The sequence below is a fragment of the Bacillus sp. NH11B genome (assembly GCF_001884205.1).
Classification (GTDB): Bacteria; Bacillota; Bacilli; order Bacillales; family Bacillaceae_G; genus Bacillus_A; species Bacillus_A proteolyticus.
Genome location: NZ_MAOG01000141.1, coordinates 87,078 through 112,569, shown reverse-complemented (window position 1 = coordinate 112,569; position 25,492 = coordinate 87,078). Strand labels below are relative to the sequence as shown.

The following is a 25,492-nucleotide window of genomic DNA, read 5'->3' as shown; positions in this document are numbered from 1 at the left end:
ATTGAATAAGAAGCTAGATAACCTTATCGAGAGGGCTTGCGCGTTGAATTATTATATATTTTAAAATGCCTACGATTCCGTATCATGTTTTTCTTTCAGAATAAAAAAACAGAGAGCTACTCATTTAGCTCTCTGTTTTAAAATGCTCCGATAATTTTTATTTATATCTCTTTCTTCAATAACTTCCCTTGCTTAAAATAAACTCCAAGTGTAGTACGATTTGCTAAAAATACACCAATCAAGATTAAACAAGCACCAATTCCCATTGTAGGATTTAATGGTTCTCCTAATACAAAATAACCTACAATAACAGCGATTAACGGCGATACATATAACCACGTTGATGGAAATACAGGATTTGTTTTTGATAAAAGCCAGTAATATAAACCGTGTCCACCGATAGACCCTACAAATATGAGATATAAAATTGGCCATTGTACATTCCAAGATGTTAAGATCGTTAGATTAGGCTGTTCCATTACGATAGATACAATTAACAACAAAACTCCTCCATAAAACATTTGAATGCCGTTAATGAGAAATGGTGATACGTTAGGTAAATCTGAAAGTATCTCTTTAGAACGAATAGAACCTATTCCATAAAACAACTCTCCTACTAATATAACAAGGCAAGCAATACTCCATATTAATGTAAGTTCTTGATGCATTCCAGGTAAAGAAATGCAAAAAACACCAAGGAGTGCTATAACTAAAGCGACAAGTTGTTCTTTTTGCAATTTTGTTTTATTTCTCTTTGATTGCAATAGCAAGATCATCATTGGACCCGTAGCAGATAGAACTGCAGCTAATCCAGAAGAAATATATTGTTCAGCCCAGTAAAGGGTCGCGAATGTCATAAATGTTAAACAAAAACCAGCATATATAATACGTTTCGATATTAAGTAAGGCATAATATCCTTTCGCTTTAATTTAAAAATAATAATGAGAATAAGACCTGCCAAAAAGAAACGAATTCCAGCTGAAAATAATGGTGGTGCGCCCGCTTCTATTCCAATTTTTATCGTTAAAAATGTCGTTCCAAAAATAATACATACTAAAATATAATTTAAAATGACCATTTTGCTTCCTCCTTTTTACTCTTGAAACGAGTATAGAGGAAATGGTGTATAACAGTGTATCAACGCATAAAACAGTTGAATAAAAATATAGTTGATTGCCAGAATATTTTTCGCTTTAATTAAATTAAAAAGAAAAACAGGTGATTCTATGAAGATAATACTGCGTAAAGAATCCAACATACCATATTACCAACAAATATATATGCAAATCGTTGAGAGAATTCAAAGCGGGATGCTTTCACATGGCGATTACCTCCCTTCCTTACGTTCTATGGCTAATGATTTACAAATTAGTTTATTAACTGTTCGTAAAGCTTATAAGCAGTTAGAAACGAAAGAATATATACGCATTGAGCAAGGAAAAGGTGCCTATATACATAAACGTGTGAATAAAGATTTCAAACCAATTCCGTATCAATGGCAACAAACGAAATCCATTAATGTTATGCGTTCTCAATATGTAATGAACCAACACCGTAAATATTTCGATTTTTCACAGGCGGCCCTTTATCCACGTTTATTACCAAATCCGTTTCTTTCAGATGAAATGCATAAATTACTTAATAAAGATCAAATGATACTAGCAACTTACGGACCTGTTCAAGGTGATAAAGAACTTAGAGTGGAAATAACAAACTACTTAAAAGAATACCAACAATTAGTTACTGATCCATCTCAATTATTGATTACAAGTGGTGCCCAGCAAGGAATCGATTTAATCGCCCAAACATTATTAAAGCCGGGAGACATAGTGTTAGTAGAAAGTCCGTGTTATGGAGCGGCGCTTGATGTATTTGTTAATAAAGGAGTTCAAATCATCCCTGTTAGTCTTGATAACCACGGCATTCGCTCAGATTTAATCGATGATATTTGTCAAAGAAAGAAGCCTGTTTTGTTATATGTGAATCCTACTTTTCAGAATCCAACGGGCACAGTAATGAGTAAAGAAAGAAGAATGGAACTTGTAGAACTATCAGAGCTTTATCAATTTTTCATTTTAGAGGATGATTCTTTCGGAGAGATATATTTTGAGGATTTTAAAATTCCCCCTCCAATAAAAAGCTTTGATACAAATGGTCACGTTATATATTTAAAAGGATTTAGTAAAACGTTAGCACCAGGTCTTCGCGTCGCGGCGCTTGCAGCTGAGGGTCCTATTTTTGAATGGTTATATGCCGTGAAAGCTTCGATGGATATAGGTAGTCCCTTATTGACACAAAAAGCACTACTTCCTTTTTTACGAGCGGAACGAATGAAAAATCATTTAGAAAAATTACGTACTGCTTTACAAATTAGACGCGATTTAACAATTGATATATTGTCTCCATTAAAAGAATTAGAATTTGAAATACCTAATGGAGGATTTAACTTATGGGTTACACTCCCTCAGTCAATCGATCCTTTTACATTATTACAAAAAGCGAATGAAGTAGATGTTTCTTTTTTACCCGGCACAGCTTGTCTGTTAAGCCATGAAACTCAATATAATCATTTACGAATTAGTTATTCAATGTTAAATGAAAAAGATATGTTGATTGGATTAGAAAGATTACGTGATACAATTGCCAAGTTTAAATCAATGATTTAAACTCCAAAACAACTACTAACCTCTTATTCACACAATAAAAAACCAACACTTTAAAATTTTATTAAAAGTCAAGATATGAACTGAACCTATTATTAATAGTGAATTCTTATCTAATGTCATACATTATTATATGTATAAAAATTAAAAGGATAGAAGAGTTTGAATAAATTCGCCCTTTCTATCCTCTTTTTAACCACAAATGACTAATCATAGCGGACTTCGCTGTCAACAGAACCCGTATTGCTCTATTGCTATGCTCAAACTTCTTTTTATTACTACTTGTTCAATGAGAGGTGTTTTCTTCCTGTATAATATTTATTTTATAGGTAATTCATTATACTTATCAAAACAACAACATGATATAAACAAAGCCAAAGAATAAACATAATGGACTATAGAACCAAGTGTCGTATCTAGCAAACTGAGAATGTTTAATTTTTTTGAAAAAACCAACAAACTTAAAATCACCAATTGCCCTAATAATGAAAACTAAAGCACAGACAATGCTTCCGACTTTAGATAAACTATTTGCTTGGAACCCTTGCAAATAACCTACTTGAACAACAATAATGACACTAGCTAGTAGAATAAGAATGGCTATAAATAATGTTCCCCATATTCTCGGAGTAAAAGCGGGCTTATGTTCTCCCTCTTTTACTGGGATAACAGCGGCAGAACCCCATCGACCTCCAAAAGCCCAATAAATATGCAAAAAACTGATAAAACACAGAAGCACTACAGCTACTAATGTTAATAGTAATTTCATTTATTCGCCCCCAATGTCGTAGCTTCAAAAATAACATACACTACCGTATGTTACAGTGAAAATTTTGTCCCTTCAGGTTTTATAACCATATTAGGGACATTTATTATCGAATAATCAATTATGCCTCAGCATAATTGCGTCAGGAAGCTTAACTTCTTTCAGTCGATGTTTGGACACCCGCTGAAAGAAGTTAAAAGCTCAACCATTTTATCAATATCAAAATTAGGATTTGCTTCAAACCTTGTCATCCATCCTACATACGTTAAATAGGCAAGTCTCGCTCGATCAATTGATTCAGTTTCGTCTATGCCCATTTTTTGATACAATTTTGCAACACAAGAAATTCTTTGTTCTTCTATATCTACTAAACGTGTTGCCACAACAGGATCATATTTAGCCCAAGCATAAATACCATTCTCAATTTTTTTATCTCGATTAAAACTAATCTGTAATAGCTGTTCTAAAGAGGCATCCTGTTGCTCCATACTTTGAACAATCAGCTTTGTTGCATGTACTTCCCAAAAGTCAAGCATAGAATTTAGAAGCTCTTGATGGTCACGAAAATAATGATAGAAGCTTCCTTTGCTTATTTTTAATAATCGAGCAAGTACTTCAATGCGAACTTTATGTATTCCTTCATTAGCTAATTGTTGTAATCCTACTTTTATCCAGTCTTCCCTCGTTAATTGCATATCATCTCTCCAATAAAATACGGTAGCGTATGTTTTACGTTAGGTTACTATTATTCTCATTTTTTGTAAATTATTCATTCTGTTTATTTTTTGAAATTTTAATGTTAATCGTAATATTGATCGTTATCACCCTTGGTAAAATACGAGCACATACTAAATCAAATAGATTTTCTGTTATGTCCAGTAAAATATCTTCCTTTGTAAATTTTAAGAAAATCCGGATGGTCCACAGCCTAAAACCCCTGAAAAAGCAGTTAGACCACTAAATTTTTCTGTATATTATTTTAAGTCCTATTAGTTTCACATGTATAAGGGATATATCAATGATTTTCTTGGTCAAGTATCACGTAATAGAATATACTATATTAAACGAAAGGAGATAGCGATATTTGGAATTAAAAAAATTTATTGATCCCCTTCCGATTCCCTCTGCAATAAAACCTATAGGAACATATAAAGGTAAGCCGTTTTATGATGTACGTATGATTGAAACGCTACACAAGTTTCACAGTGATTTACCAAAGACGAAAGTATGGGGTTATAATGGAATGGTACCTGGTCCAACGTTTGAGGGAAAAAAAGATCATCCTGTATATGTGAGATGGTCAAACGATTTACCTAAAAAACATTTCTTACCTGTTGATACAACCGTTCACGGGGCGCATGATAACCCAGAAGTACGAACTGTTGTACATTTACATGGAAGCCCAAGTGAACCAGATAGCGATGGTCATCCTGAAGCATGGTTTACGAAAAACTTTCAACAAACAGGACCTAGTTTCGTAAAAGAGATTTATCATTATACGAATCGAGAACGAGCAACTGCCCTTTGGTATCATGATCATGCACTTGGGATTACTCGTTTAAATGTATACGCGGGCCTTGCAGGACTTTACTTGATTCGTGATAAAGAAGAAAAATCACTACCCCTACCGAAAGGGAAATACGAGATACCACTTATCGTTCAAGATAAATCTTTTAATCCGGACGGTTCCCTATTTTATCCTGCTCAACCTGAAGATCCATCACCAGGTTTACCATACCCTTCTATTGTTTCTCTATTTTTAGGAAATACAATTGCAGTCAACGGGAAAGTATGGCCATTTTTAAAAGTGGAGCCCCGCAAATATAGATTTCGTTTATTAAACGCTTCTAATACTCGCACATACAAGTTCCAATTAAGTGACCTTAGCTCATTCTTTTTAATAGGAACTGATGGAGGCCTTCTCAAACGGCCGATTAAAGTACAAAGTTTAGATGTTTCACCAGCAGAGCGTATTGACATTATTATTGATTTTTCAAGGTTTGAAGGGAAAAAAGTAGTTTTACAAAATGGCATTGACTTAGATAATCCAACTGGTGAGATACTGGAGTTCCAAGTAACGAAACCATTATCCTGCCCAGATAAAAGTAAAATCCCATGCAAATTAAGTAACATTGACTTTATTCCCGTAGAAAAAGTAAAGAAAGTAAGACGATTAACATTAAATGACTCAGAGGATGAATTTGGGCGTCTCATGCTTTTATTAGATGATAAAGAATGGGACGATCCAGTGACAGAAACACCTTTATTAAATTCTGTTGAAATATGGGAGTTAGTAAATTTGACCGTTGGGATTCATCCTATTCATATACATCTAGTTAATTTTCAAGTTCTTGATCGTCATGATTTGAATGGAAACCTATTAGATCCTCTCCCAGCTGATTTCGGTTTAAAAGATACCGTGCTAGTAGCAGGTGAACAAACCGTTCGAATCATAATGAAGTTTGAACCCTATTCTGGAGATTATGTATGGCATTGTCATCGTTTAGAGCATGAAGACCATGATATGATGAGACCGTTAAAAATAATACCTTCCAATCTTAATAGACACAAATTAAATTACTAGATACAGTAGATAGCACGAAAGTCCCTTCAGAATTACTGTAGGGACTTTTACATATTTGCGAAAAATACCTTTATGTACAGAAAGCGTTTTTCAGTCTACAACTATTTTTTAAGATTGTATTGCTCTAATAGCTTTTCTAACATTTCCAACGTAATCGGTTGAGCCGTGGTAGTTAGTTGGTATCCAATACGTCCGTTCGTTTCTACAGTTGCTTGTTGTAAATTCTTGATTTCATGTATACCTTTTTCTCTCAGATGCATAAATAATTGTTGTTCTGACATTTTTGCACGTAATAAATTCTTTTTTAAAATCTCTCCGTTTTCTACAACAATAATGCTAGTTCCATTTAGAAACTTTTCTATTTTTCGTGATTTCAATTCAAAAAAATGAATGATAAGTAAAACACTCGCAAAAATAAACGCAGCAAAAATAGATGGGACTACTTTCCTACTTAATACAGGTTCTACAATAATACGACCTATCGAAACAACAATAATAATTTCAGCACGAGTCATTTGGCTAACAGATTTACTACCCGTCAATTTTAAAAAAATAATTCCAGTGAGGATTAAAATTATGCTTTCAAAAAGTATATTCATTACAATCCAATCCTTTAATTGTGAATGTTACTAGTATTCCCATTAAAGGACTTTTATAATATTTTAAACCCTTCAGACCATGAAGGATGTAAAGGTATCCATCCATACTCTATACGTACTTTATTATTTGAAGCACCCCTCTCCCAGCTATTCTTCCCCGTTTGAATCTTAGGATTAGGTGCCCCTCTTTTATTAGCATTTGCAATAAAGTACGTCCTATTACACCCGTTGCACCTGCTACAAAAATTTTCATATGTGTTCCTCCTCATTTTGAATATCATAATTAAGACGAAACATATGTAAGCTATGTGACAAATATTTGGTTAGTTTTTTCATTATTCATATGAAACGTATACTTTTAAAGGATTAATTATCCCTTGCCCCAATTCTTCAAAACATTGTATGAGTGCAGTATAATGTATTTCATGTTGAAAAACTTCTTCTATACATGGTGTTTGTTCTATTTTTCTAAAAAACCAATCTGCATGTTTTTGATAATCATATCCGTCACTTGACCCAATGATTTGCAATTCTTTCCGATAAAAGTCGGCGGTTAATGTTAGTTCTTCAATATTGCCATCAGAAAGTATACATATTTCTCCATTACTATTAAGAGCTTTTTGCAATGTACGAAATCCACTATTTGTAGCTGAACATTCGAAACCGTAACTATATGTTTCTATTATTTTCTCTTCTGAATCATATATGTTTTTTGCACCAAATTTCTTTGCAAAGTCTCTTCTATTTCTATTAGGTTCAACAACATCCACATGATCCACACCTGCATAGTATTTTAAGAAATAACAAGCGAGTAAACCCATAACTCCCAATCCAGTTATAAGTACTTTTTTATTTTTACTTGGATTTAGTTTTAATACTCCTTTAGCGGCATCACATGAAAGAATGGATAATAAGGCAATTTTAGGTTTTATATAACTGGGTACTCGAATAACTTTATGTCCCTTAACTATTCCTATCGTTTGATGACCATAAAAAGAAACTACTTTATCACCTACTTTTAAATGTGTTACTTTATTTCCAACTTGAATGACTTCACCATAACTTTCATATCCAGTTTCTCTCGGATATAAAGGATTAACATCTGAAATGTCCGATTCTTTATACTGCGGTAACTCTGCTCCAATACTAATTGCACCTGCGATTGTTTTAACGATAATTTCATCATCCTGTATAGACTTAATTTCACAAGTTTGCCAATTTAATTGTTTAGATCCTTCTAAAACTAACTTATATTGTTCCATTACTACCCTCCCACTTTACAAAAATATATTCTCACTAAACTTCAAACAATGTATAATAGATTCATCCGAAATTAAAGCTATAACGTTGGCTAGCACTCAACAGTGATCACATGATAATTGAATTTGATGGATATGAAATTAATGAGTATGTTATTGGAAGTAACTGTTCTATTGCTGATTTAAAGAAAAAGTATAAAAATATAAAACGCGATGATTTATCTTATAACGAAATTGTTGCCTTATTTTGCGTTAGAAATAACTATCAACTCATTTCAAAAGTTTATTTAAAAGATATTTTAAGTGATATTGTAATTGATTTAGACACAGACTATATTTATATTCCTAGAAGGTAAAAGAAACTACTTTATAATAGAGCGTTTCTATACGAATTATGATTTAGACAAAAATTTAATAATAGAAGTGAATGCCCAAGTATAAATCGTAAATAGAGTAATAATATACATCGTAAATTCAAAAAGAGTAAGCTTCCTCTCACGTTTTATATTCTTTAAATATCTATAAAAGAAAAATGAGCATAAAAGCATCAGTAATAAAGACATTTGATATAAATTTTCTACTACAAGAACTGCCATACACTTCCCCCCATATAAAATATATAAACTATACTTAAAGGATACCATTTAACAGGAATTATTTACCAACATTTTTATAAAAAATCTATAATTCTTAAATAAAAAAGAGCACTCCTACAAATGAGTGCTCTTAAAAAATATTAATCTTGATTTGAAACAATCTCTTCGAAGTATTTCCCCCAATCTGGTCGTCTTCCATCCATATCTGTAAATCCATACTCCCTTCCTAATTCCCATGAGCTTAGCGCTCTTCCCATTTTTTCATGAACATTTGGATCGCTTGCTAAAGCTGCTACTGCTCTTCCAACAAAGAAAGGAGTTTCTGATGCAATAAAATGAGGATCTTGTTTTACTCCGTCTCGCCAATTCTCCTCTGTTACACCAAATATATCTAACATCGCTTCTGAACGAAGGAATCCTGGACTAACTGCAACTGCTGTTATATTGTGTTGTTCTAAATCTTTCGCCATTGCTTCTGCTAAATGAATTGTTGAGATTTTTGCTAAACTATAGTATAAATTTCCTCTGTATTGATAGTCGACACCATCTGTAATTTCAATTACAAGTCCCTTTTTATTATTTACCATTAAGGGTACACCGTAATGACTTGTCATTATATGAGAATGAACAGCTCTTTGTTGCATGAGTAGTCCGTTATGTAAGTTGTGTTCCCAGAAAGGTTTCTCCCATTCCGTTAAAGGATCGCCGCCCCAAACATCATTTACTAAAATATCAAGCTGTCCATTTTGTTCTTCTTGAACCTTTGTAAATAATGCTTTAATATCTTCTTCTATTGTATGGTCAACACGAACTGCGATTCCGATTCCGCCATGCTTTGTAACACGCTCTGCCGTTTCTTCAATCGTTTCAGTTCTTCCCATACAGGATAAATTCCCTTTAGTACTTCTTCCTGTTACATATACAGTTGCACCCGCTTCACCAAGCATCATCGCGATTCCTCTTCCAGCACCTCTTGTTGCTCCGGCCACAACTGCTACTTTACCTTGTAATGGTTTCATGTGAGTCTCCTTCATTTTTATCACTAAGTTTAATTATTTTTGGTATATGCTCACTATCATATTTTTTCGTATAGATTTCTCCATCAGGAGTAACAAATTGTAACGTAATTTTACCACACACGCCATTGATAATTTCAAATTCACCTTGTAGATTTGAAATAGCACGCTCTTTACTTTTAATGGAATCTTCATAAATTTTCACATTAGATATAGGTTCGTTGTTATGATCCACTATAACACCTCTCGAATACATAGCAACTGCTATACATTTGTCACTTTCTTTATTATTTATAATAATTACAAGTGCTCCAATAACTATAGTAATACATACAAACAAGGCTATTATTTTTCGTTTCATAACAAACCTCCTTATACGTATTATTCTTTTTTAAATTGAAAATCCAGACGTCCCAATTGTTTTACTTCCTCAATTACTTTGCGAATACCTTCTTCAATCTTATCTTCCTTTACATTCGATACGTTTAACTTCAACAACCTTTCTTTATGAAAATCATTTAAATAATTTCTATCAATAGAATCAATACTTATTTGATTTTCACTTAATTTTTTTATAAGTATTTCCGTCACTATGTTTTTTTGCATTTCTAAACAAGTGTGTATTCCCAATGTATTTTGCTTATTATATGTAAACAAAGATGGGTTTTCATTTTGCATTTTTTCTAATATTTCTGCTAGTTTTATTGATCTATTGTAGTATGAATATTTAATTTTACTTTTATGGCGTTCAAACATTCCGCTCTTTATATAAATTTCTAAAGCAGCTTGAGAAATCATCGGACTATCAATATCTAATATCTTTTTATATTTATGGAAATCATTTGCGATGGATGGCGGAATGACTGCAACTCCAACTCGTAAACCTGGAAAAATAATCTTTGAGTAACTTTTCAAATATATAACATGGTTACAATTATCTTGACTGTAAAAAGGATCTGCTTTTGAATCAGGCTCTAAATCTGCTAAATAATCATCTTCCACTATAAATACATTATATTTCCTCGCAAGTTGAATAATCTTTTCTCTCTCTTTTTTAGAATACGACGTTCCAAGTGGATGGTGAAACCTTGGTATTATATAAAAGAATTTAATTTTTTCTGTTCGGAATATCTTCTCTAGTTCATTTAAATCTATCCCTTCATGTGTACGCTTTATTCCGATCACAGGAATCTTATTTATTTCTACATATTCAATATATAAATGATAACTTGGCTGCTCAATTAGTATCGTTTCGTTTTCATTCGGAAATGGTATAGAAGTTAATATAGCAAGTGCTTGCTGCACACCTGACGTTATAAATATATTATCTTCCTTCGTGAAAACTTGATAGTTTGCTAATTGTTTTTGAACAACCGAAATTAAAGATGGTAATCCTTTCGGTGTTCCGTATATAAACAAATCATTTTTATATGTATCAATCGCTTTATTAATACAATGTTGAAAATCCAAGTATGGAAAAACATCGGGATCTGGTGCTGAAGAAGCGAAATCAATTATCTCGTTATTCTCTATGTAACTTCCAGATTTTTTAACAACGTAGTATCCACTTTGAGGTACAGAATAAATAATATGGCGTTTTTCTAATTCGTGAAGCGCCCGTATAATTGTCGCCTTATTACATTCGTATTGCGTAACAAGTGCACGTATAGACGGTAATTTCTTCCCTTCTTTTATCTTACCATTTTGAATCATACTTTCTAGATCGTTCAAAACATGTAAATACTTATACATCATTACACCTCCTATATTTTTTGTACCGGTACAGTTTGTATTTGTTCACATTGTAGCACTAGATCAGAAGGATTACTATGTACGTATACTGGCCAGTAAGAAATCAACTACTATGAGGTGGAATTATGACAAATACAACAAAAGCATATTTATCAGCATTACTCTATTCTTTAATTATTGGATTTTCATTTATGTTTGTGAAACTAGCACTAACCATTACGAACCCTCTTGATACTCTGGCTCATCGTTTTACAGTTGCTTTCATCGCAGCAACCATTCCGGTTATTTTCGGTTTTGTAAAGTTAAATATATCATTAAAAAACATACTTGCACTTTTACCACTCGCAATATTTTATCCAGCGCTATTCTTTGCTTTCCAAGCATTTGGATTAGTATATACAAGTTCTTCTGAAGCTGGAATTATACAAGCAGCTATTCCTATATTTACAATGATACTCGCTTCCTATTTTTTAAAAGAGTATACGAATACATGGCAAAAAACATCTGTATTTATTTCTGTCGTCGGTGTCATATATATATTTATCATGAATGGTATAGGAGCTCATGAAACGAACTTCATCGGCGTTATTCTCATTTTATTATCGGCATTATCATCTGCTTGCTACAATGTATTAGCTCGAAAAATGACAAAGAAATTCAAGCTAATGGATTTAACATACACAATGACAGCAATCGGTTTTATTAGTTTTAATGTCATCGCGATCATTGACCATATGAACAAAGGTACAATAACTGTATACTTTAAGCCATTTACAAATGGAACATTCCTTATCTCCATTTTATATTTAGGATTACTATCTTCCTTACTGACAGCATTGTTATTAAACTATTCATTATCTTATATTGAAGCAGCAAAAATAAGTGTTTTTAGCAACTTATCTACACTTATTACCATTATCGCAGGTGTTGTATTCTTACACGAGCAAATTGCCCACTATCATATTGTCGGTACATTTATGATTGTTCTTGGGGTAATAGGTACAAATTTTCTAGGCAAAAAAGGAATCATAGCGAAAAAGAAGAATACCTCCTTGAGTAAATAAAAAGTGAGGGGTAAATAATGCAGAACTCTAATACGATCGATATCCGTAATATACATGAGCTAGAAAACGAATTATCTACTTTATTAAGTAAACCTATTTCTTCAGAAGGAGATTTAGAAAATTGGCTGAAAATACAGTCGAAATTAATATGGGAAATCGAAGAACAATTAAGATTACACTATATTGCTTTTCAATGTAATACCGATAACAAAGAAATAAAAGATAGGTTTGCATTTGATCAACAATATGTAAGGCCTCTTTTGAAACGTTATCAAAATTCATTTAATAATAAATATTTAGAATCACCATTTCGAATGCTACTTGATCCAAAAACTTATAGCATACTAGATAAAAAAATAAAAAATGCACAAACATTATTTTGTGAAAAGAACATTGATTTAGAAGTGAAAGAAGACAAATTAGTAACCGAATACTTCGAAATCACAGGGAGTTTAACTGCGATATGGGATGGCGAAGAAAAAACGATAACTGAATTACAATCATATTTACAAGATCCTAATCGAAATATACGTAAAAAAGCAAAAAGACTTATCTCAGAACAGTTTTTGTCTGTTGAAAAAGATCTCCAAAACATCTTAAATAAATTGATTGAAATACGTCATCAAAAAGCAAAAAACATTCAACTAGATAATTATCGTGATTATATGTTTAAAAAATATGAACGCTTTGATTATACGGCTGATGATTGCTATGAACTTGCTGAATCTGTTCGTAAATACGTTGTACCACTTATTGATAATATATTTAATGAGAAAAAAGCTGAACTTCAAGTAGATACACTTCGTCCATGGGATCTAAAAGCAGCCGCACCAAATCAAAAAGTATTAAAACCCATTGAAGACGAAAGTGATTTAATCGAAAAAAGTTCTCATATTTTACAAAAACTAGACCCAGAATTTTCTGCATTATTGAGCCGTATGCATAAAAATGATTGCTTAGATTTAGAAAGTCGTAAAGGAAAAGCACCTGGAGGATTTTGCGAACACTTACCTGGTTCTCAATTATCTTTTATTTTTATGAATCTCAATCATACACATTATGATGTTACTACTTTCCTCCATGAAATGGGCCATAGTATTCATAATGAATGTATGAAGCAGCTAGAGCTACAAAAATATTTAGAAATCCCTTCAGAATCAGCTGAGCTAGCCAGCATGACAATGGAATTATTTTCGATGGAGTATTGGGATACATTTTATGAGAATACAGAAGAATTTATAAAAGCAAAATTAGATTTCTTTAAAGATATTGTTAAGTATTTACCACAAATGATTATCGTTGATCAATTCCAACATTGGATGTATGAAAATCCAAATCATACTGCTAAAGAAAGAAATGAAAAATATTTAGAATTACATAACACTTACCAATCGAATGTGGTAAATATTGAAGGTTATGAAGACTGGATAGCAACTGGCTGGTTACCCGTACTACACATATTCGAAATACCATTCTATTATATCGAATATGCAATCGCGCAACTTGGTGCATTGCAAATGTATAAACAATATAAAGAGAATACTAAACAAGCACTACAAAATTATAAAAAAGCATTATCTCTAGGTAGCTCTAAATCCCTAACAGAAGTATATGAAGCAGCTGGAATTCGTTTTGATTTTTCTAGTAAGACAATAAAAGAATTAATGGCATTTGTAGAAGAGGAATTGAAATTAATTAAACAAATATAATTAAAAAAGATGCACCTATGCTTTTAGGTGCATCTTTTTTACTGTATTCTCTTCTAATTAGTTTCAATTTTCATCTCGTTTTATTAATAAGCTCTATATATTGAAGGTCCCCATATCCTATTGTTGGAAAAAGATTAAACAACCTTTTTAATAACTCTTGTGTTGGTAAACCTTTATTTTTGGAGATATACTTTACTACTACATTATTTTCTTTTAGCATTTCTAAATATAAATCTATCGCCTGATACATTACAGGTAGTACCTCATGAGATGGCTTTTTATGATTTACTAGAACTTCATTGTAAACAGAAAAATAGTTCCCTAATTCAAGTTCAATTTGACTAACTTTAAATTCATCCTCTCTGAAGCTATTTAAATATACTTTGCCCTTATAACCAGACTGTTCAAGGTAAGAAAGTACTGTAAGTAGATTCATTTGGCAAAACATATCTTCACCGAACCATAAAACAATACATTTATACTCTTTCTTAAAAAGATTCTCTAAAGGATGAATAACCTTTTTCATATAATTTTCTACAGTACCTTGGTGCCCTTCTGCCCTTGTTTTAATAAACTCATCATCAAAAATCTGTGCAGTAGTCGCATTTACACACATAGCTTCATTAAACGGAGCGTAATCAGACTCCCCCATTAGTTTTTCACTTTTAAATTCTTCATACATAAATTGACCATTTAATATGTTTAGTACATCTTTATCAAACAGCTCACTCTTCACATTTCGTAACTGATCAACTTCAATTTTTCTAGAAAAATTCATTCTATCCCACTCCTTGCCATCATTGATTGAAAGTTTAATAAATGATTGAACCGGTATTTTGTTAAGTTGGAATTTTCCTGGGGTTATACCAAAAACAGTTTTAAATGCTCTACTATAAGCCTCTTGCGAAGAGTAACCGTAATCAAATGCGATATCAATTATCTTTCTATCATTCGTCAAATCTTCCGTTGATAAATACAATCTTCTAAGAAGAATATATCGTCTAATACTTATCCCTGTTACTTGATGAAATTTAAACGAACAGAAGTAAGGAGAATATCCCATATAATTAGATAATTTATCTAATGAAAACTTCTTTTTTAAATTGCCCTCAATCCATTCAATCATTAGCTGTATATGTTCATTCATTTATCTCCCTCCTCACTAATAATTATAAGAAGTATCCAATTCTTTCTTTTGATATTTCTTGTGGTTTATAACATTAACCACCCTCTAGAACCTTTAATTATCATATGTAACTAATCATTTCATATTTTTTCAGCTATCTTATTTTGCCATACATTTACTTAACTTTCCAATAAAGTGAAACTTTAATCAGTGGGGGTTTGCTCCTCCCCACTAATTATTATCCCATACTAATCGGGCGTTCATGGGATAAATCTTTTTTAAAGGATTCTACCAAATAAAACACGAAATTTGTAAGTTAAGGAACTAGTAGTTTTGTGAGTGAAAAATTTATGTTTGGAAAGGAAGTTAAAATGAATAATATAGAAAAAGAGATACTTAAACTAATTAATAAACTATATCCATTGGATTTTATTGAAATGACACCAATAACAAATGAAATGTATCAATGTCTCACAGCACAAGGTACTTACTTCGTTAGAATTACAAACTATAAAACATATGAAGAGCAATTAGAAGAAGTTACATATACGAATTTTTTATATCAAAAGGGTTTAGGAGTTCCTCCAATAATACCTTCTTTAAAGGGGAATTTAGTAGAGAAAATAACATTAGACAAAGAAGTTTTTGCTGTATTATATAAAGCTGCTCCTGGTATACATTTACCAAGAAACGACTGGAATTCTAATGTATTTAAAAAACTTGGTCAACAAATTGGAAAATTACATCGTATATCTAAAGACTTTGAAAGAATTCAACCGGTAAATCATATAAACGACTGGTATGAAAATGAAGAGTATAATTTTCTTAACTATATCCCTAAAGAAGAAACTACTATAAGAGAAATTGCATTTGACGTTTTAGCTTCTATAAAGGAACTGCCAAAGAATCCTTCAAATTATGGCTTAATTCACGGAGATTTATGGTTAGAAAACATATTAGTCGAAAATAATTCAAATTTAACAATGATTGATTTTCAAGACTGTGAGAAACATTTTTATATATTCGATTTAGCGGTTCCAATCTATAGTGCGATAGAATATTCATTCGTGGGGAATGGTAACATAGTTGACTATGAGAGTTCTATTACAAAAGCAATAGTTGAAGGATACAAAGAGGAAAATGATTTACCTAAAGAGATGCTAGACCAGATACCATTGTTTACTAAATTAAAAGAGATATTCGAATATAACTTAATGCATATGTATTGGGATAAAGAAGAATTAACTGAGGAAGAAGTACGGATAATGAATCTTTATAGAATGAAGATCGAAAATAATCATTCTTTCATTAACATCACTTGACACTCCCACCCCTAAAGGTGTCAGCTGACTAATGTCAGTGGGATTCTTGCTGCCAAAGGCGAAGTCCATTTCTGGTATCGCTGACGTACAAGGTTGCAATGTGCCATTACCACTCCCACAACAGACCGTTTAGGTTCGTGGGCTACGGTACTGTGACCATACCGTACAGATTGTTGGTTCTCAAATGTTTTTACGTCTTTTGCATGACTATAAATAACGTATACCATGTTTTGCTATGCAGAAACGCTGCTTTCATCCCACGTCTAAAGACGGACTAAAGTCCTGCGTGGGATGAAAGCAGCGTAAATTCTGTAGTTACTAATTTTTCAGAAAAATTCTATATTTCCTCTTTTATAAATTGATGTTCCTTCCCATGTCTTTTCTTAATTAAAATAGCTTTATACAAAGATGCTATACCTACTACAGCAAATATAATGATTATAGGAATACGAACAATATGTGGCAGGTAGCGAGGCAGAAAGAAAAGCCGAACTTTTTCATCTACACTAAATATCTCAAAAATTAACGGTATTATACTTTGATGAATCAAAAAAAAGATCCCCATAAATCCTAACAGAACAACAACAGCAAGTTTTTTCTTAGGTAATTCAGCCGCTATTCTGTTATTTTTCTTTTTGTTATCATCACGCAATATTTTCATGCCACTTTTCATTGCAAATAGCAACTCAGGGCCACTTTTTTCAAGTTTTAAGTAAGCAATTCGACCAAGCCCCCAAGCTAAAAACACTCCTGTACAAATGCCAGTCAGTACACCTAGCCATTGTAAGAGCTCTATATGTAGTAATGTCCCAATCCATACAACTAACAAAGCGGGTATAGCTGTTGCTAATACCATCACCATCATTAACCATGTTGTTATAAACATTTTACTGGCACTCATATCATCACCTGAGATAACGGTTCCTTTTCCGCGACGATGAGGATCAGTTATTGGGATTAAGTTAAATACAGAAAACATCATAATAAGACCTGCCGCTCCACCGAGTAATGCCGGAATTATTGCAAATACCCAAGGATAAACGAAAGTAAGTCCGCTATAAATAGTGAAAATAATTGTTGTTAAAATTGCAATCGGGCCAATAGCTATCAACCAAGCAAATTGACGACCACACACATCAATCCGTTCTGCGCCAGGCGTCGTTAATGTTAACCATAATGCACTCCCATCAAACCCATATATATTGCAGGCAAACATACTTGTGAAAACAATCATAATTACCCCTGCCCAAGGCATTAAATACGATATATGAGCGCTTGTAACTAAAATACCATAAAACACTCCTATCCAAATACCCATCCGGAGGAAACGGCCTCGTTGTGGATCTCTTGCCCAACTTTTTAATTCTTTAGTAATTATTGCTCCAATTTTCGTTTCTGAAAAGATTCGTAGAGCTTTTCTATGTTTATTAGCAGTAATCGTAACTTGGATTTTCTTAGTATCCTTCACTGTATTTTTCATCAGTAATGTCGTCCATATAAATAAAAGCAGTCCGCATAATATTGTTAAAACAATTAAAAAAACAAAAGCTAATAACCAATTGGATTGAATAGCAAACTCTACAGCAAGTATCGCCCAACTAGACGGAAACATGTAAAGAAATGTAGGTTCGTTTAGTGTTACCCCATTAATAGTAGGAAGTGCATACCAGCCTACATTTAAAAACGCAATGATGAAACCAAAGAGCATTGCTCCCAATTCCATACCTATTCTTGATTTCATCGTCTCACCAATAATACTAGCTACTACTTTTGATAACAGCACCACAAATATTAACTGTAAAATAATTGCTGGAACTGCAACTATAGTTGCATATAAGCTAACCCTAGCTGCGTAAATTAATAATCCTACGTAGGCTATAAGACTAACAAGTGGTCCTAATCCTATAAAAGCTACAACGAGTAACGCCCTAGCAAGTTTAAATGAAGTGAGTGGAAGCAGCGCGAAATATTCAGGACGTAACATTCCATCTCCCCCAGAAAGAAGCGGGCCCAAAATCCACCCTACTGTCCACAGAGCGAATACCACATATAGGATACTTTTTGAAACGTTATGTTCTGTAGGATAAAAAGAAAAGAGCACAATGGTTCCAATTGCAATCAATAAACCAACTATTCCTGTAATAGTTAAAAGAACTGCTTTACCACTATTCATTGAATTTTTTAGGATTGATAACTTCATTCGAATCAAAACACTAACCAAGATAGTTCTCCTCCTTTAACAGCAGGAATGCCTACTAGCTGAACGAAAATGTCTTCGAGCGTTTCATCACCGCAAACATCTTCCATTGTTCCTGAAGAAACCACTTTTCCTTTGGAAATAATTGCAACGTGATCACAAAGTTGTTCAACTAACGCCATGACGTGACTTGAAAATACTACTGAACCACCAGAACTAACAAATTTCTGTAAAATCTTTTTAATTGTAGTTGCAGAAATAGGATCTACCGCCTCAAATGGTTCATCGAGAATGAGTAATTTCGGTGCATGGAGGAGTGCAATTGCAAGACCAATTTTTTTACGCATGCCAGTAGAATAATTGATAACTAGCGTTCCTTCAGCATTATTCAATTCTAGTATTGTAAGTAATTCTTCTGTTCGTCGATTAACTTCTTTGGCACTCATTCCCCTTAACAGGCCCATATATGTTAATAATTCGCGACCAGTAAGTCTTTCCGGCAAGGCCAATCCATCTGGTAATACCCCGATCAATGTCTTTGCTTGTGTCGGATTTCCCCAAACATCAACCCCAAAAACTTTAGCGTTCCCGCCATCTGGTCGTAATAAACCAACAGCCATCGACAACGAAGTAGTTTTTCCTGCCCCATTAGGGCCAACAACTCCATAAAAAGATCCCCTCGGAACAGTTAAATCAATATGATTGACTGCAATAAACTCGCCGAATTGTTTATACAGCTTCGAAATTTGTAGCGCGGGAGCAGATTCCTCCCATTCAGGTTCCCCTGAAATCGATTCAAAAGATTTCATAAAATGGATTCCTCCTTTGCAAATTTAATATCTGATTGTAAATCTCAATACCTTTACTCATCGGTTTGTATTGCTAGAACGTATTTAATTTAAAAATTAAAATGGCGAAAGTTTTTCTTTAATTACAATACTGTGCTACCAGATCATTCAAATATTCAATGTTTGTAGCAGATACATTTTCAGATATTCTAGCCGCAATAATAATAGGTGCCCATTGAAAAATCTCATTTCTTGATATTCGGGTATTCCTGCAATATATATGTAAATACATTTCAGCTAATTCTACAGAAGATTGTGAGTACAACAAGTATGTTCGAAACACATCTGCTCGAATATCACCTAAACTAGCATCAACCCAATCTATAGTTTTCACATAATCATTACTCATAATTAAATTAAACGGATGAAAATCACCATGACATAATCTTGGTTCAAACACGATTGAATCCATTTTGCTCAATATATTCTTCTTTTGTTTCTCATCTAGATTTTGAACAGATTGAATTTGACGATAAAGTCTCTCTTCCATCTGTTCTATTTCATCCGATCTTACAGAAATAGCATGAATCTTTTGTTGTTCATTAACACACATACTTATGTAATGCTCCGCTTCACTTAAATTATTTAGCAGAAGCTCACCAATACTTTTCCCTTTTACATATTCCATAATAATCGCTTGTCTACCTTGTATCTCTGTAACTTCAAACACTTTAGGAACGTGTAAACCACGTGAATATGCATACTTCTGTTTTTGTGCTTCATATAGAGATTCTGTATTAGGGAGGTATTCTTTAAATAATTTCACAACTTTATTATTACAAAGGTAAATTTCAGCAGTATTTCCTTTTGCTATCGGATTTCCCAAATTCAATTCATTTCTCTCCTTACAGTAAATTAGGATAACGCCTTATACTCCTCTATAAATTCAGTGTAATTATGCTGAAACCCTTCTTCATGGAAATGCAAAAAACCTACCACCTCCTATAATTATATAGAAAGTGGTAAGTTTAATTTTCTAGGAGTATCTGAATGAAACTCCGGTGTATGCAAGATTGAAAATTTATACCCCTGTTGTATAAATAATACTTCATTATGTTTACTTTCAAATGGAACACTATTTTTCTTAAATTTATTTTGGATTCGTTCTAAAAATGCTTGATCAGATGTTCCGAAAGAAACATGTACTTTCGGTGGTAAAGCTTTCATCGCAATTGGAATCCAAGGCCTCTGCCACCAAGTCGCAACAATATATGCAGTGCCACCAATAACAAAGTTGAAAATATCCCCATCTTCCATCGTTTTCATATCTAAATTTGATTTCAACCATTCCGTAAATACAGGTACACTTTTAACGGGAAGACCGATTTCCCTTACATATAAAATGTTTAAAGGTGACTGCGGAACTAATACATCTTCTTTAACATAACTATGTGCGATAATTTCGAGAAGATTCCCATCTCCGTCTTTAAAGTATAAATTGAATAGACCGTTCTCCTCACCAATTGTATTTCCATCTTTCCATTTCACAATGAGTAATCCAGATCCTTCAAGCCATCTTGCTGTTTCATGAAATTTTGAATATGGAATCTCAAAAGCGAAATGCGCAGGTGCAATTGGTTCATACACTTCCTGAAAACTAATTGTTGTGTATGGCGTTACTTCAAATTGAATAAATGATGCTGTTTCTTTTTTTATTGGAAAAGATAATATATCTCCGTATACTTGTTTTACTCCTTCTATAGAAACAGTTTGCAGTTTTATATCTGAAATGTGTGTAATCATTATAATAAACCTCCAAATTCATTATTTCTATTAGTATTGTATTTCAAAAACTAACAGGAAAAATCCATCTGGAGATTGAAACTTTAATTAACAAACTACTACTTTTGTATTAGAACAGTTAAGTTAACATTATCGGCTAATGCAATAAAATCTTAACTTCAAGCAGTTTGCGTTTTAGTACAAATAATTGGTATGAACGACCACATCAAGATATAATGAATAATATCTTAAGCTAAAAGGAGTGTTGTATTGTGACTCAAAGAATTTCTTACTATGATGCTGCACCTGATGCTATGAAAATTATGATGGACATGGAAAAGTACACAAAACAATCAACGATTAATCGAACGACTAGAGAGCTTATTAAAATTAGAGTTTCTCAAATCAATGGCTGTGCTTACTGCATAGATTTACATACATCTGATGCTCGAAAAATGGGAGAGACTGAACAAAGAATTTATTGCTTAAGTACTTGGGATGAATGTACTTTTTATACAGCAAAGGAAAAAGTCGCTATTGAACTAGCTGAGCATATTACACTTATTCCTACTAAAAGAGTTCCTGATTCCCTATATAAACGAGTATGTGAACATTATGACGAAAAACAATATATCGACCTTGTCTTGATTATTAATCAAATTAATAGTTGGAATAGAATTTCTATCGCAATGGGAAATACACCGGCTAAAAAATAACACTCTAAGCAAACAACTTACTTACTCTATACGTTATTTTTTATTACATACGCTTCAAAAAGGTTGATTCTTATAGATTACAAGAATCAACCTTTTTAAGTTATATTTGACTTTACCAATGTTTTCTTATTTCTTCTACTATAACTTTTGGATAATCCCAATATAACAGATGGGTCGAATTTGGGATTAGTTTTACTGTCGCTCTTGTTCTCTCACTAAAAATACTCGCTGCCTTCCTTCTATATTCATCCCAAATTTCTGGTACTGTAGCACGGAGTAATATTATATTAGATGGTAACTCCTCATATATATCCATAATACCGTTTCACAACAAGCATCCTTAATATTTCGATTTTTAGATTTATACTATACTTATTTCTATTATTTTCAAGTTTCCCCTGCATTTTTTCCCTACAAAAAAGCTGCCTTTCCTTAAACGAAAAGCAGCTTTTACACTAAAATACCTTATGATTTAACAGCAATAATCATAAACCTTTTCGAATTCGTACGAATACCTTTTTTAGAACTATTAGTGTCAATGAACTTTTGTAAAATATTAAAATCCTCCTCCACTTCTCCGAATCTAGGAATAATAGGAGTATGTTTTAATAAGAAAATGAGATCTTCAGGCGTACTGTAATAATCAGTAACATCATATTCACGTACTTGGGCGAGTTCAAATCCTGAATTAGTCAGTTCACTCACATATTTTTCTTTTAAAGTACCATCTCTTTCACCTAAACATTGCCCTCTTCCAAATGCTTCTTTTAAATTTAATTTATCATGTTCACTAACTTGTTGTGTTAAGAAAAAAGCACCTTTTTTTATTACTTTTGCCAATTCAGATGCTACAAACGGCGCATGACAACTTGAAGCAATATCAAAATAAGCATGCGGAAACGTTAAAGCTTCAGAATCCATTTGAAGAAATTCAACGTTTTGTACACCTGCTTTATTCAAATTAGAATGTGCTGTTTTAATCATTCCATTAGAATTATCTATCCCAATCAGTGATGCAGCTGAAGATGCTATTTTTAATACATTTTCTCCTCCACCTGTACCAACATCAAGTAGAATATGTGATGGTTTACATTTTTCTTTCACTTCACTATAAAAGTCCCAAGTGTCTCCTACAGTCTCACATTTTAGCTTACTAAAATCCCAGCCGTTTTCACTTCCCACTTTATCATAAAAGTTTTTGTACTCTAATTCATTCATTTTATTATTTCCCCTTTGCTAAAATGTATTAAATGTTTATGATGATCATTGAAATAGACTCAAAGTTAATATTTTCATAAATCTCCTTTTATATCTGATACGCATTTTTTCAGCCCCGAACAACTAGTTACTTCGAACAGTATGGTATTTCATCCCTCCTACCTCAGTTGGAGGATTATATGTATAATAGCCTTTAATAGTATTATATATTATGAAATATAAATTATTAATACTATTTCTACATACCACATAAAGTTTACATAATAATATTATATTTTATTTTTATCGATATATTCTAAATGTCCTCTTCCCCAACCACACATACTATGCAAAACAATACTGACTGTTTTTCCATGTTCAGTTAAGCTATATTCCACTTTAGGTGGTATTTCTTGATAAATTTCGCGTTTTATTAGTCGATCTTTCTCTAATTCACGAAGTTGCTTTGCTAATGTTCCTTGAGATATCTCTGGTATTAATCGCTTTAATTCACCAAACCGTTTTGTTCCATCAGTTAATAATATAAATAAAATGAGTGGTTTCCATTTACCTCCGATTATTTGTAATGTTGCTATTACCCCTTTTAATTTCGGTTCCTCTAAATTCATTTTCCTCACCACTCCTCCCAGTAATTTTTTATATTATGTATCCATACAACAAGCGATTAGTACGAAATTCGCGACTAAGTACATATAAAGTGCGTACTTTTCAGTAGTCATTTTTTAACGAATAATAAAATTAGCACAACTTATTTTAAATCTTATATTAAGGGAGATGTTTAATCATGTCTATTACTGTATTAAAAAATAAACATATCGTTATCATTGGCGGGAGTTCTGGTATTGGATTAGCAACAGCAAAACAAGCAATCGAACAAGGCGCACATGTTATTATTGCAGGACGCTCGGAAGAAAAATTAAAAGTTGCTCGAGAAGTAATAAATAACAACCATCTTCAAACATATGTATTGGATAACCAAGATAAAAACCAATTACAAGATTTTTTCAAGAAAGTTGGGAATTTTGATCATTTATTCACACCAGGAGCCTCTTACACACTTGGACCAATAACTGCTACGGATGATATCGCCGAAAGCAGCTTTATCGGAAAGTTTTGGCCTCAATATTATGCCGTAAAATATGCCATTCCTGTTCTTTCTAATTCTGGATCTATTGTGTTAATGTCCGGTGCATTTAGTCAAAGACCACTTAAAGGTGCACCTGCTTATGGAGCTTGTAATGGCGCTATTGAAAGTTTAGGGAAAGCTTTAGCTGTTGAATTAGCTCCAATTAGAGTTAATGTTGTTTCTCCTGGAACGATACGAAGGGAAAATGAACAAAACGAAAATAGACTAGCTGCTTATGAAGCTTCTAAATCTCTTTCTATTGTACAGAGACCTGGGCATAATGATGAAATTGCACATACTGTCCTGTATTTAATGCAAAATGGCTTTACTACAGGCAATGTATTGTTTCCTGATGGAGGATACACATACCATTAAATTATTTAAAACAAAAGCCCCTTATTAAGGTGGCTTTTGTTGCTAATTTAGAAACTGCTGAAGTAATACAGGATCCTTTTTTGAAAGTTCTGCTAAAAATAAAAGTTGAGGAAAAGGTTGTAAGATTAACTCTCTATCCACTTTTTCTTTCAATATAGCCATTCCACCTTGCTTAATATAATCGTTTAGTGTTATTTCCTTTCTACAAATTAGCCTAATATCACTTACTGAAAGTAATAATAGTCCGTTTGTTTCAGAAGATGGATTTGGCTCATTTTCTGAATGTACAATATACATAATAGATAAAGTTTCATATGGACTATCAATAATTAATATTGGAGCGACTTCATTTTCTACTTTTATTTTCTTTGATTGTGCATTCCAATTCTCTTTGTAGTATGTACTTGGTGAACTCAATATAGTAATATCAATAGCAGCTTCTTCTTTCACTTCTCTTTTAGCGGTTTCTACTGCTGTCTCATTGTTTTCTTTATGGCCTCCCAGCCTTACTACACCTAATCTATCGCCTTTTCTTGTTGGACCAACTTGAAAAATAAATAGATTATTATAAAGAACATACGCGCCAGATGTTCTTACGTCTCTATTAATATCTATCAAAATTCCCCCTCCAAATCATTAAAACATTATGAAACACCACTATTTAGTTTTGCATGTCTACTAAGTTTAATTTCTGGTCTGTTGCAACCTTTAAAAGGAATGTAATTTTTAGATTTTGGGATTTACATCTACTTCGAAACTCAACTTTATCTTAAATATTGACATTGTGTGAGAGTCAACTATTTTTAACAACTTAAATTATATTTCTTCAATTA

General features: G+C 32.6%; 25 protein-coding genes and 2 pseudogenes. 8 read left to right on the top strand and 19 right to left on the bottom strand.

Going from position 1 to position 25,492, the window contains the following annotated elements:
• Positions 1-161: 161 nt before the first annotated feature.
• The gene (locus tag BAU27_RS27000; RefSeq protein WP_071772577.1) at positions 162-1,079 is read right to left on the bottom strand and encodes a DMT family transporter; all 918 of its coding nucleotides are present in this window, start codon (positions 1,077-1,079) and stop codon (positions 162-164) included.
• Positions 1,080-1,227: 148 nt separating this feature from the next.
• On the opposite strand from BAU27_RS27000, the gene pdxR reads away from it, so the two are divergent.
• Positions 1,228-2,667: a MocR-like pyridoxine biosynthesis transcription factor PdxR gene (pdxR, locus tag BAU27_RS26995; RefSeq protein ID WP_071772576.1), complete on the top strand. Its 1,440-nt coding sequence runs from the start codon at positions 1,228-1,230 to the stop codon at positions 2,665-2,667.
• A gap of 343 nt (positions 2,668-3,010) precedes the next feature.
• Here pdxR and BAU27_RS26990 read toward each other — a convergent pair whose 3' ends face one another.
• Entirely contained in the window at positions 3,011-3,433 is a 423-nt protein-coding gene (locus BAU27_RS26990; RefSeq protein ID WP_071772575.1) for a DUF3995 domain-containing protein, read from the bottom strand.
• A gap of 158 nt (positions 3,434-3,591) precedes the next feature.
• The gene (locus tag BAU27_RS26985; RefSeq protein WP_071746001.1) at positions 3,592-4,125 is read right to left on the bottom strand and encodes a TetR/AcrR family transcriptional regulator; all 534 of its coding nucleotides are present in this window, start codon (positions 4,123-4,125) and stop codon (positions 3,592-3,594) included.
• Between the two features lie 389 nt (positions 4,126-4,514).
• On the opposite strand from BAU27_RS26985, the gene BAU27_RS26980 reads away from it, so the two are divergent.
• Complete coding sequence (locus BAU27_RS26980; RefSeq protein ID WP_071772574.1) at positions 4,515-6,014, top strand: multicopper oxidase family protein; 1,500 nt, start codon at positions 4,515-4,517, stop codon at positions 6,012-6,014.
• A gap of 101 nt (positions 6,015-6,115) precedes the next feature.
• Here the strand turns inward: BAU27_RS26980 and BAU27_RS26975 are convergent, their stop codons facing one another.
• The 3 genes and pseudogenes from BAU27_RS26975 to BAU27_RS26965 all read right to left on the bottom strand — a co-directional run bounded on the left by BAU27_RS26975 (position 6,116) and on the right by BAU27_RS26965 (position 7,875).
• Entirely contained in the window at positions 6,116-6,613 is a 498-nt protein-coding gene (locus BAU27_RS26975) for a DUF421 domain-containing protein (protein ID WP_071745999.1), read from the bottom strand.
• Between the two features lie 53 nt (positions 6,614-6,666).
• A pseudogene (locus BAU27_RS32070) lies at positions 6,667-6,798 on the bottom strand (NAD-dependent epimerase/dehydratase family protein); the annotation flags it as partial.
• Positions 6,799-6,948: 150 nt separating this feature from the next.
• Positions 6,949-7,875 (bottom strand): zinc-binding dehydrogenase, encoded by a 927-nt coding sequence (locus BAU27_RS26965; protein WP_071772572.1) that lies wholly within the window; start codon positions 7,873-7,875, stop codon positions 6,949-6,951.
• 110 nt (positions 7,876-7,985) lie between these two features.
• Between BAU27_RS26965 and BAU27_RS26960 the strand changes: the two genes are divergently transcribed.
• Positions 7,986-8,228, top strand: coding sequence for a hypothetical protein (locus BAU27_RS26960; protein WP_071745996.1), 243 nt, complete (start codon positions 7,986-7,988; stop codon positions 8,226-8,228).
• 36 nt (positions 8,229-8,264) lie between these two features.
• Here the strand turns inward: BAU27_RS26960 and BAU27_RS26955 are convergent, their stop codons facing one another.
• The 4 genes from BAU27_RS26955 to BAU27_RS26940 all read right to left on the bottom strand — a co-directional run bounded on the left by BAU27_RS26955 (position 8,265) and on the right by BAU27_RS26940 (position 11,236).
• On the bottom strand, positions 8,265-8,468 hold the full coding sequence (locus BAU27_RS26955) for a hypothetical protein (protein ID WP_071772571.1): 204 nt from the start codon (positions 8,466-8,468) through the stop codon (positions 8,265-8,267).
• A gap of 140 nt (positions 8,469-8,608) precedes the next feature.
• Complete coding sequence (locus tag BAU27_RS26950; protein WP_071772570.1) at positions 8,609-9,487, bottom strand: SDR family oxidoreductase; 879 nt, start codon at positions 9,485-9,487, stop codon at positions 8,609-8,611.
• On the bottom strand, positions 9,468-9,845 hold the full coding sequence (locus BAU27_RS26945) for a serine/threonine protein kinase (RefSeq protein ID WP_071772569.1): 378 nt from the start codon (positions 9,843-9,845) through the stop codon (positions 9,468-9,470). Before BAU27_RS26945 ends, BAU27_RS26950 begins: the two co-directional genes overlap by 20 nt.
• Before the next feature lie 20 nt (positions 9,846-9,865).
• Entirely contained in the window at positions 9,866-11,236 is a 1,371-nt protein-coding gene (locus BAU27_RS26940; RefSeq protein WP_071772568.1) for an aminotransferase-like domain-containing protein, read from the bottom strand.
• A gap of 125 nt (positions 11,237-11,361) precedes the next feature.
• On the opposite strand from BAU27_RS26940, the gene BAU27_RS26935 reads away from it, so the two are divergent.
• Positions 11,362-12,300: a DMT family transporter gene (locus BAU27_RS26935; RefSeq protein ID WP_071772567.1), complete on the top strand. Its 939-nt coding sequence runs from the start codon at positions 11,362-11,364 to the stop codon at positions 12,298-12,300.
• Between the two features lie 17 nt (positions 12,301-12,317).
• Entirely contained in the window at positions 12,318-14,009 is a 1,692-nt protein-coding gene (locus BAU27_RS26930; RefSeq protein ID WP_071772566.1) for a M3 family oligoendopeptidase, read from the top strand.
• Positions 14,010-14,079: 70 nt separating this feature from the next.
• Here BAU27_RS26930 and BAU27_RS26925 read toward each other — a convergent pair whose 3' ends face one another.
• Entirely contained in the window at positions 14,080-15,156 is a 1,077-nt protein-coding gene (locus BAU27_RS26925; RefSeq protein ID WP_071772565.1) for a helix-turn-helix domain-containing protein, read from the bottom strand.
• 329 nt (positions 15,157-15,485) lie between these two features.
• On the opposite strand from BAU27_RS26925, the gene BAU27_RS26920 reads away from it, so the two are divergent.
• Positions 15,486-16,457 (top strand): phosphotransferase enzyme family protein, encoded by a 972-nt coding sequence (locus BAU27_RS26920; protein ID WP_071772564.1) that lies wholly within the window; start codon positions 15,486-15,488, stop codon positions 16,455-16,457.
• Positions 16,458-16,794: 337 nt separating this feature from the next.
• Here BAU27_RS26920 and BAU27_RS26915 read toward each other — a convergent pair whose 3' ends face one another.
• From BAU27_RS26915 to BAU27_RS26900, 4 genes are all read right to left on the bottom strand, one after another.
• Complete coding sequence (locus BAU27_RS26915) at positions 16,795-18,678, bottom strand: hypothetical protein (protein WP_071772563.1); 1,884 nt, start codon at positions 18,676-18,678, stop codon at positions 16,795-16,797.
• Positions 18,663-19,463: an ABC transporter ATP-binding protein gene (locus BAU27_RS26910; RefSeq protein ID WP_071772562.1), complete on the bottom strand. Its 801-nt coding sequence runs from the start codon at positions 19,461-19,463 to the stop codon at positions 18,663-18,665. Before BAU27_RS26910 ends, BAU27_RS26915 begins: the two co-directional genes overlap by 16 nt.
• Positions 19,464-19,581: 118 nt before the next feature.
• Positions 19,582-20,334 (bottom strand): aminoglycoside phosphotransferase family protein, encoded by a 753-nt coding sequence (locus BAU27_RS26905; protein WP_071772561.1) that lies wholly within the window; start codon positions 20,332-20,334, stop codon positions 19,582-19,584.
• A gap of 116 nt (positions 20,335-20,450) precedes the next feature.
• Positions 20,451-21,245 carry a VOC family protein gene (locus tag BAU27_RS26900; protein ID WP_071772560.1) on the bottom strand — a complete coding sequence of 265 codons (795 nt, stop codon included), beginning with the start codon at positions 21,243-21,245 and terminating at the stop codon, positions 20,451-20,453.
• 251 nt (positions 21,246-21,496) lie between these two features.
• Here BAU27_RS26900 and BAU27_RS26895 point away from each other — a divergent pair, with 251 nt between their 5' ends.
• Positions 21,497-21,940, top strand: a complete 444-nt coding sequence (locus BAU27_RS26895) for a carboxymuconolactone decarboxylase family protein (RefSeq protein WP_071745985.1) — start codon at positions 21,497-21,499, stop codon at positions 21,938-21,940.
• A 112-nt stretch (positions 21,941-22,052) separates the two neighbouring features.
• On the opposite strand, the pseudogene BAU27_RS26890 reads toward BAU27_RS26895, so the two are convergent.
• The 3 genes and pseudogenes from BAU27_RS26890 to BAU27_RS26880 form a co-directional block, all read right to left on the bottom strand.
• Positions 22,053-22,256 (bottom strand): annotated as a pseudogene (locus tag BAU27_RS26890) (alpha/beta hydrolase); the annotation flags it as partial.
• A gap of 149 nt (positions 22,257-22,405) precedes the next feature.
• Positions 22,406-23,158, bottom strand: coding sequence for a class I SAM-dependent methyltransferase (locus tag BAU27_RS26885; RefSeq protein WP_071745984.1), 753 nt, complete (start codon positions 23,156-23,158; stop codon positions 22,406-22,408).
• A gap of 269 nt (positions 23,159-23,427) precedes the next feature.
• On the bottom strand, positions 23,428-23,766 hold the full coding sequence (locus BAU27_RS26880; RefSeq protein WP_071772559.1) for a winged helix-turn-helix transcriptional regulator: 339 nt from the start codon (positions 23,764-23,766) through the stop codon (positions 23,428-23,430).
• A gap of 176 nt (positions 23,767-23,942) precedes the next feature.
• Here BAU27_RS26880 and BAU27_RS26875 point away from each other — a divergent pair, with 176 nt between their 5' ends.
• The gene (locus tag BAU27_RS26875) at positions 23,943-24,659 is read left to right on the top strand and encodes an SDR family oxidoreductase (RefSeq protein WP_071772558.1); all 717 of its coding nucleotides are present in this window, start codon (positions 23,943-23,945) and stop codon (positions 24,657-24,659) included.
• Positions 24,660-24,701: 42 nt separating this feature from the next.
• Here BAU27_RS26875 and BAU27_RS26870 read toward each other — a convergent pair whose 3' ends face one another.
• Positions 24,702-25,277, bottom strand: coding sequence for an NUDIX hydrolase (locus BAU27_RS26870; RefSeq protein WP_071772557.1), 576 nt, complete (start codon positions 25,275-25,277; stop codon positions 24,702-24,704).
• Between the last annotated feature and the right edge of the window lie 215 nt (positions 25,278-25,492).